Below are 12019 nucleotides of genomic sequence, written 5' to 3'. Positions count from 1 at the left end.
GTGCCGTGTCGATTCACTCGCGCCGCGCGCCGCCGCGTGCCGCACCGCCCTTCGTGAAGGCGGCCGCATCGGGCCCGAGCGCGCGTCGCGCCGTTACAGATCTTCCGATCCGAGCAGCATCTCGGTGATGCCCTTGCCGGCCTGTACCATCGGCCAGACGTTTTCGGTCGGATCGGTCTGGAAGTCGAGAAACACGGTGCGGTCCTTCAGGCGCAGCGCTTCCTTCAGCGCCGGCTCCACATCCGAAGTCTTTTCGATCCGCATGCCGACGTGGCCGTACGCTTCGGCGAGCTTCACGAAGTCAGGCAGCGCATCCATGTACGAATGCGAATAGCGCTTGCTGTATTCGATCTGCTGCCACTGGCGGACCATGCCGAGATAGCGGTTGTTCAGCGAAATGATCTTCACGGGCGTGTCGTACTGCAGGCAGGTCGACAGTTCCTGGATGCACATCTGGATCGAGCCTTCGCCCGTGATGCACAGCACGTCGTCGTCCGGATGGGCCATCTTCACGCCCATCGCCGCCGGCAGGCCGAAGCCCATCGTGCCGAGGCCGCCGGAGTTGATCCAGCGACGCGGCTTGTTGAAACGGTAGAACTGCGCGGCCCACATCTGGTGCTGGCCGACGTCCGAGCACACGAACGCATTGCCGTCCGTCAGCTCCCACGCCTTCTCGACCACGTACTGCGGCTTGATGATCTCGCTTTCGCGGTCGTACTTCAGGCAGTCCTTCGCGCGCCAGCCCTCGATGTCCTTCCACCATTGCGCGAGCGCCTCGGTGTCGGGGCCGTGCTCGGCCGTCTGCAGTTGCTCGATCAGTTCCTTCAGCACTTCCTTCACGTCGCCGACGATCGGGATGTCGACCTTCACGCGCTTCGAGATCGACGACGGGTCGATGTCGATGTGAATGATCTTGCGCGGGCGCGACGCGAAGTGCGCCGGGTCGCCGATCACGCGGTCGTCGAAGCGGGCGCCGATCGCGATCAGCACGTCGCAATGCTGCATCGCCATGTTCGCTTCGTAGGTGCCGTGCATGCCGAGCATGCCGAGGAATTTCCTGTCCGACGCGCGATAGCCGCCGAGGCCCATCAGCGTGTTCGTGACCGGGTAGCCGAGCAGGTCCGCGAACTGGTTCAGCTCACGCGACGCGTCGGCGAGGATGATGCCGCCACCCGTGTAGATGTACGGACGCTTGGCCGACAGCAGCAGCGACACGGCCTTGCGGATCTGGCCCGAATGGCCCTTCGTGACGGGGTTGTACGAACGCAGCGACACGCTCTTGATCGGCTCGTACTGGCACGGCGTCTTCGAGATGTCCTTCGGGATGTCGATCAGCACGGGGCCTGGACGGCCGGTGCGGGCGATATAGAACGCCTTCTTGACGGTTTCCGCGAGGTCGCGCACGTCCTTCACGAGGAAGTTGTGCTTCACGCACGGACGCGTGATGCCGACGGTGTCGCATTCCTGGAAGGCATCCTGGCCGATCGCGGCCGTCGGCACCTGGCCGCTGATCACGACCATCGGGATCGAATCCATGTAGGCCGTCGCGATGCCGGTCACCGCGTTGGTGACACCGGGGCCCGACGTCACGAGACAGACGCCGACATTGCCGGTGGAGCGCGCATACGCATCGGCTGCGTGCACGGCCGCCTGTTCATGGCGCACCAGCACGTGCTGAATCTTGTCCTGCTTGTACAGCTCGTCGTAGATATAGAGAACCGAGCCGCCGGGGTAGCCCCAGATGAATTCGACGTTTTCGTCGGCCAGTGCCTTCATGAGCACGGTGCCGCCGATGGAGTCGCTATCGGGAGGGGAAAGGGGTTCCGACGTGGAGAATTCCGCGCTGGGCATGTTCATTTCGACCTTTCGAATTTTCGGCAAAAAATTGATCGGGTGCTCTCTGCCGGGCTTGTGGCTCGGGTTCAAGCGGCGCGTCCAGTTTGAAGGGCGGGCTTCTTGGGCCAGCCTCAAATGAGACCATCACTTCATGTTGCGAATCGCTGACGATAGCGGGTCGTGATTGGCTCGTCAAGAAAAATATCCCGCAGCGCATCATGCGCGCCGCCCGGCGCCCGACCGGCGCGGTTGGCGCGCAACGTGCGGCGCCCGATCCGGTGCCAAGTCGCATGAAAATTTGATAGCATCCGCGGGTTTTACGAAATTTTTCGACCTTTTTCACCACGCAGCGGGCCGCAGCGCATACCTTCACGGAATGGCATCAGACAAGGAACTCGCCGACTTTCTGGCGGGCGTCGAAAGGCGCGCGTTCAAGCAGGCTGCGTACGCCGTGCGTGACGACGATGCATCGCTCGACATCGTGCAGGACGCGATGATCAAGCTCGCGGAAAAGTACGGCGACCGGCCGGCGGCCGAGCTGCCGCTGCTCTTTCAGCGGATCCTGCAGAACGCGATCCACGACTGGTTCCGGCGGCAGAAGGTCCGCAACACGTGGGTCACGCTGTTCTCGTCGCTGAACAGCACCGACGACGAAGACTTCGACCCGCTCGAAACGCTCGAATCCGCGGACGACAACGCGGGCGTCGAGAGCAGCGAGCACCGCCTCGAACGAGAGCAGGTTCTGGCCCTGATCGACGAAGAAATCCAGAAGCTTCCGGCGCGTCAACGGGAAGCGTTCCTGATGCGTTATTGGGAAGATATGGATGTCGCCGAGACTGCCGCCGCAATGGGGTGCTCCGAGGGCAGCGTCAAGACGCACTGCTCGCGGGCCACTCACACGCTGGCGCAAGCGCTCAAGGCCAAAGGAATCACGCTATGAGCTCCGCAAACCGAGAACACGAATTCGCGCTGAAGGTGCGCCGCGCGCTGGACGAGCGCGCGGCCGCGCTGCCTGCCGCGACCACCGATCGGCTGGCCGTCGCCCGTCGGGCGGCGCTCGCGCGCAAGAAGCCCGAAGCCGCGAGCGCGCCGGTGTTCGTGCCGGCCTTCGCCGGCGCGGCCGGCGCCTACGGCTCGACGCCCGCGAACCGCCCGCCGGCCGGCCGCCCGTCCGCGTCGTTCGCCCGTCGCCTGCTGCGCGCATGGCCGCTCGCGCTGCTGCTGGCGGGGCTCGTCGGCATCGCGTACTGGGAAGACATGCAGCGCACCGCCGAGCTCGCCGACATCGACGCGGCGATGCTCAGCGACGACCTGCCGCTCAACGCGTATCTCGACCACGGATTCAACGCGTATCTGTCGCGCGCTCACTGACAGACAATAACGAGGGGATCGCACGGGTGAGTCAGAAGCGCGGCCTGGCCGTATTTTTCGGATGCGTGATCGCGATCGCCGTTTCCTACGTCGCCACGTATTCCCGATTCCACCCGGCCCCGGCGACGGCGCCCGTCGCGACCACCAGCCCCGCCGCGCCGGCGTCGGCCGCGACCGGGCTGACCACCGACCTCCCCCCGCTGCCCCTGCCGCTGCCGGCCGCCACCGGCCCGCTGTCGTGGGCGCGCCTCACGCCGGCCCAGCACGCGGCCCTCGCCCCGTTCGCCGACCAGTGGGACGGCTTCAGCGACGCCCGCAAACGAAAATGGCTGAAGATCGCATCACGTTTCGCGAAGTTGTCGCCGGATGACCAGAAGCGCCTGCAGGAACGGATGACCGAATGGGCGAAGATGACGCCCGAGCAACGCCGCGTCGCGCGCGAGAACTACCAGAGCGCGAAGGAGTTGTCGGCGCAGGCGCGCGAGCGCGCATGGAAGGCCTACCAGCAGCTCCCCGAGGAGCAGAAGGAACGGCTGGCCGCCGCCGAGCGCCGCCGCAGGCCGAGTGTCGTCAGCGCGCCGCCGACCGTCGCCGACCGCGACGTCCGCCGCCTCGTCAATGCGCACGAACATCCGGCCAGCGGCGCGGCCGCCGCCCCGGCGCCCGCCTCGGCCAGCGCAGCCGCGCTGCCGGCGCCTGCATCGTCGACGGCCGGCGCCGCATCCGCACCGCCTGCCGTGGCGCCGGTGTCGCCGGCCGACGCGCCGTCGCTGTTCAAGGGCTCCTGAGCGGCCGTGGCGAAGGTCCGCGCGCCCGAGCCCCCGGCCGCCGCGCCGTCCGTACGGCGGCGCCTCGCCGCGCTGCTCTACGAAGGCGTGCTGCTGTTCGGCGTCGTATTCTTCGCCGGGCTCGCGTTCAGCCTCGCGACGCAGCAACGCAACGGCCTCGTCCATCACAACCTGCTTGCCGCGTGGATCGCGCTCGTCGTCGGCGCGTATTTCGTGTGGTTCTGGACGCACGGCGGCCAGACGCTGCCGATGAAAACCTGGCGGCTGCGGCTCGAATCGTCGAGCGGCCGGCCGCTGAGCGCCGGCCACGCGCTCGTCCGCTACGTGCTCGGCTGGCTGTGGTTCCTGCCGCCGCTCGCGCTGCACCCGCTCCTCGGCCTGTCGGTACCCGTCACGCTCGCGCTCACCGCCGCGTGGATCGTCGTGTGGGCCGGCGCCGCGCGGCTGCACGCTGGCCGCCAGTTCCCGCACGACCGCATCGCCCGCACGCGCGTCGTCGCCCTGCCGCGCTGACGCGCCGCATTCGGCAGACGAAAGCCGTTCGTCCGGCGCCGCTTCATCCAGCCGGGTTGGCCTGACCGGACAAGTCTCAGCCGTTCAGTGCGGCAGATTACGCAACGTCCGTTCATTCACGGCTAAACACCCTTCGACGGTCGTAATAAGAACGTCTCGTGACTGTCACGGCACAGTCACGCCCGCATGGCGGAATGCCGGTAATGTCAACCGGCGCGAGTCATGCATGGGCCAGAAAACGTCCGCGACCTCACTGTTTCGCCACCCCATCGGCGCCCGCGCCGCCACTGCGTTCCTGTCCGGCACGGGGGCAACCGACGGCGTGGCGTCCCAACAGCCGCCCGTCGCGCACACAACGCAACACGAGGATCCCGAGCCGTCCGCCCACCGCTACCGCACCATCTGGCTGTCCGACATCCACCTCGGCTCGAGCGGCTGCCAGGCGCCCTACCTGCTGGATTTCCTGCGTCACAACGACTCGGAATACCTGTACCTCGTCGGCGACATCATCGACGGCTGGCAGTTGAAGAAAGGCTGGTACTGGCCGCAGGCGCACAACGACGTCGTGCAGAAGATCCTGCGCAAGGCGCGCAAGGGCACGCAGGTCGTCTACATCCCCGGCAACCACGACGAAGGCGCGCGGCAGTTCTGCGATCTCGCGTTCGGCGACATCCAGGTGCGCGGCGAGGCGTTCCACACGACGCTCGCGGGCAAACGTTTGTGGATCGTGCACGGCGACCTGTTCGACGGCGTGATCCAGCACGCGAAATGGCTCGCCTACCTCGGCGACACGCTCTACACGCTGATCCTCGTGCTGAACCGCTGGTTCAACCGGATCCGCAGCCGGCTCGGCTTCCAGTACTGGTCGCTGTCGCAGTACCTGAAGCATCAGGTCAAGAACGCGGTCAACTTCATCTCGCAGTTCGAGACCGTGATGACCGACGAGGCGCGCCGCCGCGGCTGCGACGGCGTCGTGTGCGGCCATATCCACAAGGCGGAGATCCGCGACATCGACGGCGTGCTGTACTGCAACGACGGCGACTGGGTCGAAAGCCTGTCCGCGCTCGTCGAAACGATGGAAGGCGAACTGAAGATCGTCTACTGGACGGTGATGCGCACCGCGCCGTCGGAAGCCACGTCGCGCAAGGCCAAGGCCGCTGCCTGACACAACCCAACTTACAGGACATGCCGCGATGAAGATCATGATCGTCACCGACGCGTGGGAACCGCAGGTCAACGGCGTCGTGCGCACGCTGAAGAGCACGTCGCGCGAACTCACGGCGCTCGGCCACCGCGTCGAACTGCTCACGCCGCTGGAATTCCGCACGGTGCCCTGCCCGACCTACCCCGAGATCCGCCTGTCGATCCTGCCGTACCGCAAGCTGCGCGCACGGATCGATGCGTTCGCACCCGACGCGCTGCACATCGCGACCGAAGGCCCGCTCGGCCTCGCCGCACGGCGCTATGCGCGCGCCCGCAAGCTGCCGTATACGACCGCGTACCACACGCGCTTTCCGGAATACGTGCAGGCGCGCTTCGGCATTCCGCTCGCCGCGACCTACCGCTTCCTGCACTGGTTCCACGGCCCGTCGCTCGCGGTGATGGCGCCGACGCCGGTCGTCAAGCAGGACCTCGAGAAATTCGGCTTCACGAACGTGGTGCTGTGGACCCGCGGCGTCGATCTCGACATCTTCCGGCCGATGGAGTCGAAGGTGCTCAATACCGCGCGACCGATCTTCCTGTACGTGGGCCGCGTCGCGATCGAGAAGAACGTCGAGGCGTTCCTGCGCCTCGACCTGCCCGGCTCGAAGTGGGTCGCGGGCGAAGGCCCCGCGCTCGCGGAGCTCAAGTCGCGCTACCCGGAAGCGAACTATCTCGGCGTGCTGTCACAGACGGAGCTCGCGAAGGTGTATGCTGCGGCCGACGTGTTCGTGTTTCCGAGTCGCACCGACACGTTCGGCCTCGTGCTGCTCGAAGCCCTCGCCTGCGGCACGCCGGTGGCCGCGTATCCCGTCACGGGCCCGATCGACGTGCTCGGCGAAGGCCATGCCGGCGCGATGCACGAGGACCTGCAGGAAGCCTGCCTCGAGGCGCTGAAGATCGAACGCACGACTGCGCGCGCGTGGGCAGAACGCTTCTCGTGGCGCGCGGCATCCGAGCAGTTCGCGTCGCATCTGAAGCCGCTGCCGAAGACCGCGTACTCGCCAGCCGAAGGTGCCGCCGTTTGAAACGAGACCTGAACGACAAGATTCCGCCCCCCGCTGCGACGCCGCCACGGCACCGCCCGTTCGACGAGGAAGAGCCGCACGCCGACGCCGACGCGCACACGCACGAGCCGCTCGGCCCCGACGATCGGCTCGCGCCGCTGCCGCCGAACCCGTACAAGCGCCACCGCGGCATCACGCGCGCGTGGTTCGCGCTCAAGCATTCGCTGAACGGCTTTCGCGTCGCGATCCGCGAGGAGAGCGCGTTTCGCCAGGAGCTCACGCTCGCCGCGCTGATGCTGCCGATCGGCGCGTTCGCGCCGGTGCCGGCCGCGTCGCGCGCGCTGCTGATCGGCTCGGTGCTGCTGGTGCTGATCGTCGAGCTGCTGAACTCGAGCGTCGAAGCCGCGATCGACCGCATCTCGCTCGAGCGTCACGAACTCTCGAAGCGCGCGAAGGACCTCGGCAGCGCGGCCGTAACGGTCGCGCTGTTCGCATGCGTGACGACCTGGGGCTTCGTGCTCGGCCCGGTCGTCGCACGCTGGCTCGGCTTCTAGGGTCTGTTTACATACGGAACGCACATGCGAATGCGCGAAATCGCTCGCAGGGCAAGGAGGAAGGAGCGCCGTTTGGCCGAGCCAAACAAGTGACGCGCGACGCCGCCATGCGGGCGATTTCGCGCATTCCCCTGGAATGATTTTTTAATTTGGGGTTGCCACGAGAACGGCCGCTCGCCGCGTTGTGCTCCTTGCGAATACGTCCAGTATTCGCGGCGTCGCACGCCTCGCGAGCGGCCGTTCTCGTGGCAACGCATGTGCGTTCCGTATGTAAACAGACCCTAGCAACCGGCGGGCCTCTTTCCCGCCGCCCGCGTGCGGCGCTGCACCATGCGCCGCGCGGCGGCCGCGCTCACGAAATGCCCCGATGGGGCGAAACCCCGGTTTATAATCGTCGGCCAGACATAGAACAGCAACCCGCGCCGGACGAATCACGCAGCATCGATTGCAGCGCCCGCCAGTCCGGCATACACAGGGCCGGACGACATGGAAGCGAAACCTCCCCGCCGCACCCGCGAACGGATTCTCGAGTTGTCGTTGAAACTCTTCAACGAGATCGGCGAACCGAACGTCACCACCACGACGATCGCCGAGGAAATGGAAATCAGTCCAGGCAACCTGTACTACCATTTCCGCAACAAGGACGACATCATCAACAGCATCTTCGCGCAGTTCGAGCAGCAGATCGAACGGCGGCTGCGCTTCCCCGAAGATCACCGTCCGACGATCGACGAAACCTGGTCGTACCTGCAGTACATGGCCGATTTCATGTGGACCTACCGGTTCCTGTATCGCGACCTCAACGACCTGCTCGCCCGCAACCGCACGCTCGAGACGCACTTCAAGCAGATCATCAGCCACAAGGTGCGCTTCGCGCACGACATGTGCGAACTGCTCGTCTCCGATGCCGAAATGGTCGCGACGCCCGCCGAGATCGAAGTCATCGCCACCAACATGGCGGTGATCTCGACGTACTGGCTGTCGTACCAGTACGTGATGCATCCGCGCAAGTACAACGACCAGGACGCGATCCGCGAAGAGCTGCACCAGGTGAGCATGCACGTGATCTCGATCATGGCGCCGTACCTGCGCGGCCGTTCGCGCCAGCTGTTCGACGATCTCGTCTCCGGCAAGCTGCCCAAGCGCCAGTTCACCGACTACCTGCCCCCGCGCGACGGTTCGCCGCGCCCGGCCGGCAGCCCCGTCGCCACCGGCCCGGCCCCCGCCAAGGACGCGAAGCAATGAAGGCAGTCTGCGTTTACTGCGGCTCGTCGTCCGGCGTGCGGCCCGTCTACGCCGATGCCGCGCGCGCGTTCGGCCGCGCGCTCGTCGGCGCAGGTCTCACGCTCGTATACGGCGGCGGGCGCGTCGGCCTGATGGGTGTGATCGCCGACGAAGTGATGGCGGCCGGCGGCCGTGCGGTCGGCGTGATCCCCGAGCTGCTCGTCGACAAGGAAGTCGGCCATACGGGGCTGTCGGAGCTGCACGTCGTGCCCGACATGCATCATCGCAAGAAAATGATGGCCGACCTCTCCGACGCGTTCGTCGCGATGCCCGGCGGCGCCGGCACGCTCGAGGAGCTCTTCGAGGTCTACACGTGGGCGCAGCTCGGCTATCACCGCAAGCCCGTCGCGCTCTACAACATCGATTCGTTCTACGATCCGCTGATCGCGCTGCTGCGCCATACGGTCGACGAAGGCTTCATGCGGCCGGCCTATTTCGACGCACTGTGCGTCGAATCGGAGCCCGTCGCGCTGATCGAGCGGCTGCGCCGCTACCAGCCGCCCGCCCGCGACAAGTGGGCGCCTGACACAGCGAAGTAACCTTCACCGGAAACCGCACGCGATGACCGCACCGTCCGACCGCAAGGCCGTCCTCATCACCGGCGCGAGCCGCGGCATCGGCCGCGCGACCGCCGTGCTCGCCGCCGAGCGCGGCTGGGACGTCGGCATCAACTACGCGCGCGACGCGGCGGCCGCCGAACTGACCGCGCAGGCCGTGCGCGACGCGGGCGGCCGCGCGTGCATCGTCGCGGGCGATGTCGCGAACGAGGCGGACGTCGTCGCGATGTTCGATACCGTCGCGGAGGCGTTCGGGCGGCTCGACGCGCTCGTCAACAATGCGGGCATCGTCGCGCCGTCGATGCCGCTCGCCGACATGCCGGTCGACCGGCTGCGGCGGATGTTCGATACCAACGTGCTCGGCGCGTACCTGTGCGCCCGCGAAGCCGCGCGCCGGCTGTCCACCGACCGCGGCGGGCGCGGCGGCGCGATCGTCAACGTGTCGTCGATCGCGTCGCGGCTCGGCTCGCCGAACGAGTACGTCGACTACGCGGGCTCGAAAGGCGCGGTCGATTCGCTGACGATCGGCCTGGCCAAGGAACTGGGCCCGCACGGCGTACGCGTCAACGCGGTGCGCCCCGGCCTGATCGAGACCGACATTCACGCCAGCGGCGGCCAGCCGGGCCGTGCGGCCCGCCTCGGCGCGCAGACGCCGCTCGGCCGCGCCGGCGAAGCGCAGGAGATCGCCGAGGCGATCGTCTGGCTGCTCGGCGATGCGGCGTCCTACACGACGGGCGCGCTGCTCGACGTCGGCGGCGGCCGCTGAGCTGACGCGCGGCGCAACAATACGGCGGTCACAAACGCCCCTTCGTCACGGCGCCACAAATCTCCACAATTCCGTGACAGTTTCAGTAAACATTCGTAACAATTCCGTGCTCTACTAGCGGACATCCAGACAGGTGTCCCGAACACGCTGTCCGTTACCCGAATGTAGCCGCTAATCGGTCCAGCCCATGTCGCCGGACCGGCTCGACTCGACCCGAGATCTTTTCCATGCCTGGAACCGCAGCGCCCGGCCGGCGACGCACGCCCGTGCCCGCCTCGGCCGCGCACACCCGCTCGACCGCCGATACCGACGCCATCGCGACGCTGGACGCCGCCGGCACGCCCGTCGCCGCCTCGACCGCCGCGATCAGCCCCCCACGCGAGCGTTCGCTGCCGCTCGGCTGGCGCGCGTGGCTGTTCGTCGCCGCCCTGGTGTGCGCGTACACGCTGCCCGGCGTGCTCGGGCACGATCCGTGGAAACAGGATGAAACCTACACGTTCGGCATCATCCAGCACATGCTCGAGACCGGCGACTTCGTCGTGCCGACCAATGCCGGCCTGCCGTTCATGGAAAAGCCGCCGCTCTACGCATGGGTCGCGACCAGCCTCGCGTGGCTGCTGCAGCGCGTGATGCCGCTGCACGACGCGGCACGCCTGGCGAGCGCCCTGTTCGCCGCGCTCGCGTTCGGCTTCATCGCGCGCGCGGCGCGCGTGGCCAGCCGGTCGGACACGTGGTTCGACCTGCGCGTGCTCGGCCCGGTCGTGCTGAGCGCGAGCACGCTCGTCGTCATCAAGCACGTGCACGACATGATGACGGACGTCGCGCTGTTTGCCGGCACGGCGATGGGATTCTGCGGGCTGCTCGAACTCGTGATGCAGCACGTCGCGCGCGCGCAGCAGATGCGGCACGGGCTGCCGCCGCATCCGGCCGGCCGCTGGGCCGCGCCGCTCTTCGGCGCGGGCGTCGGCATCGCGCTGATGGCGAAAGGGCTGTTCGTCCCGCTCGTGTTCGCGGCCACGCTCGTCTGCACGCTGGCGCTCTACCCGGCCTGTCGCACCCGCGCGTTCGCGCGCGCGCTCGGCGTCGCCGCGCTCGTGTTCGCGCCGTTCGCGCTGATCTGGCCGACCGCGCTGTTCCTGCGCTCGGAAACGCTGTTCATGACGTGGTTCTGGGACAACAACGTCGGGCGCTTCTTCGGTTTCTCCGTCCCCGAACTCGGCGCGGAAAACGACAAGCCGTTGTTCATCCTGCGCGCGTTCCTGCTGGTCGGCTTCCCGGTCGCACCGCTCGCGATCGTCGCGCTCGCGCGCGGCGCATGGCGCGACTGGCGTGCGCCGCGCATCGCGCTGCCCGTGCTGTTCGCCGGCATCGGGCTCGTCGTGCTGCAAGTGTCCGCGACGTCGCGCCAGCTTTACATCCTGCCGTTCTTCGCGCCGCTCGCGCTGGTCGCCGCGCAGGCGATCGACCGCCTGCCGCGCCGCGTGCATTTCGCGTGGGACTACCTGAGCCGCATCCTGTTCGGCACGGTCGTCGCGCTGGCATGGGCGATCTGGGCGGTGATGGCCGATCCGGCCGCGTCGCGCGCCGATCTCGCGCTGCTCGGCCGCTGGCTGCCGCTCGACTGGACGATGCCGATCCAGCCCGCGCTCGTGACCGGCGCGCTCGCGCTGACGGTCGGCTGGCTGACGCTGCTGCCGAAGCTGCGCACGACGGGCCTGTGGCGCGGCGCGCTGTCGTGGGGCGCCGGCGCGCTCGTCGCGTGGGGGCTCGTCTATACGCTGCTGCTGCCGTGGCTCGACGTCGCGAAGAGCTACCGCTCGGTGTTCGACGACCTGAACGCGCATCTCGCGCTCGAATGGAACGACGGCGACTGCATGGCGAGCCTGCACGGGCTCGGCGAATCGGAAGCGCCGATGCTGTACTACTTCTCCGGCATCCAGCACACGCCGATCGACGACGCGAAGACGACGCGCTGCACGTGGATGATCGTGCAGGGCGTGCGGGCCGTCGATCCGGCGCCCGGCAATGAATGGAAGCTGTTCTGGGCCGGCGCCCGCCCGGGCGACAACGAGGAGCTGCTGCGCGTCTACGTGCGCACGCCCGAACAGCATCCGCAGTGACACAGGGCGGCGCGATGCGCCGT

At 67.6% G+C, this 12019-nt stretch carries 12 protein-coding genes; 11 read left to right on the top strand and 1 reads right to left on the bottom strand.

The annotated features are described in order from the left end of the window. Window positions 1-93: 93 nt before the first annotated feature. A complete protein-coding gene (locus tag C5F75_RS06550; protein WP_059583623.1) occupies window positions 94-1857 on the bottom strand; it encodes an acetolactate synthase 3 catalytic subunit in 1764 nt (587 codons plus the stop codon). A gap of 355 nt (window positions 1858-2212) precedes the next feature. Between C5F75_RS06550 and C5F75_RS06545 the strand changes: the two genes are divergently transcribed. The 11 genes from C5F75_RS06545 to C5F75_RS06495 all read left to right on the top strand — a co-directional run bounded on the left by C5F75_RS06545 (window position 2213) and on the right by C5F75_RS06495 (window position 11996). Then, window positions 2213-2776, top strand: a complete 564-nt coding sequence (locus tag C5F75_RS06545) for an RNA polymerase sigma factor (RefSeq protein ID WP_059583625.1) — start codon at window positions 2213-2215, stop codon at window positions 2774-2776. Further along, on the top strand, window positions 2773-3207 hold the full coding sequence (locus C5F75_RS06540; protein ID WP_059583627.1) for a DUF3619 family protein: 435 nt from the start codon (window positions 2773-2775) through the stop codon (window positions 3205-3207). The genes C5F75_RS06545 and C5F75_RS06540 overlap by 4 nt, the downstream gene beginning before the upstream one ends. 26 nt (window positions 3208-3233) lie before the next feature. Continuing rightward, complete coding sequence (locus tag C5F75_RS06535) at window positions 3234-3995, top strand: DUF3106 domain-containing protein (protein ID WP_059583629.1); 762 nt, start codon at window positions 3234-3236, stop codon at window positions 3993-3995. A gap of 6 nt (window positions 3996-4001) precedes the next feature. Beyond that, window positions 4002-4508: an RDD family protein gene (locus C5F75_RS06530; RefSeq protein WP_059583631.1), complete on the top strand. Its 507-nt coding sequence runs from the start codon at window positions 4002-4004 to the stop codon at window positions 4506-4508. Window positions 4509-4734: 226 nt separating this feature from the next. Continuing rightward, complete coding sequence (locus C5F75_RS06525; RefSeq protein WP_059583633.1) at window positions 4735-5673, top strand: UDP-2,3-diacylglucosamine diphosphatase; 939 nt, start codon at window positions 4735-4737, stop codon at window positions 5671-5673. A 28-nt stretch (window positions 5674-5701) separates the two neighbouring features. Then, complete coding sequence (locus C5F75_RS06520) at window positions 5702-6736, top strand: glycosyltransferase family 4 protein (protein WP_059583634.1); 1035 nt, start codon at window positions 5702-5704, stop codon at window positions 6734-6736. Then, the gene (locus C5F75_RS06515; RefSeq protein WP_059583636.1) at window positions 6733-7269 is read left to right on the top strand and encodes a diacylglycerol kinase; all 537 of its coding nucleotides are present in this window, start codon (window positions 6733-6735) and stop codon (window positions 7267-7269) included. The genes C5F75_RS06520 and C5F75_RS06515 overlap by 4 nt, the downstream gene beginning before the upstream one ends. Before the next feature lie 486 nt (window positions 7270-7755). Beyond that, window positions 7756-8514: a TetR/AcrR family transcriptional regulator gene (locus tag C5F75_RS06510; protein ID WP_059583638.1), complete on the top strand. Its 759-nt coding sequence runs from the start codon at window positions 7756-7758 to the stop codon at window positions 8512-8514. Further along, on the top strand, window positions 8511-9092 hold the full coding sequence (locus C5F75_RS06505; protein ID WP_059583640.1) for an LOG family protein: 582 nt from the start codon (window positions 8511-8513) through the stop codon (window positions 9090-9092). The genes C5F75_RS06510 and C5F75_RS06505 overlap by 4 nt, the downstream gene beginning before the upstream one ends. Window positions 9093-9114: 22 nt before the next feature. Further along, entirely contained in the window at window positions 9115-9876 is a 762-nt protein-coding gene (locus C5F75_RS06500) for an SDR family oxidoreductase (RefSeq protein WP_059583641.1), read from the top strand. Between the two features lie 227 nt (window positions 9877-10103). Beyond that, window positions 10104-11996 (top strand): ArnT family glycosyltransferase, encoded by a 1893-nt coding sequence (locus C5F75_RS06495; protein WP_059583643.1) that lies wholly within the window; start codon window positions 10104-10106, stop codon window positions 11994-11996. Window positions 11997-12019: the final 23 nt, after the last annotated feature.

The organism is Burkholderia anthinoferrum, from assembly GCF_002925705.1.
GTDB lineage: Bacteria > Pseudomonadota > Gammaproteobacteria > Burkholderiales > Burkholderiaceae > Burkholderia > Burkholderia semiarida.
The sequence above is the reverse complement of the archived record's forward strand: the minus strand, read 5'-3'. Positions and strand labels throughout refer to the sequence as shown.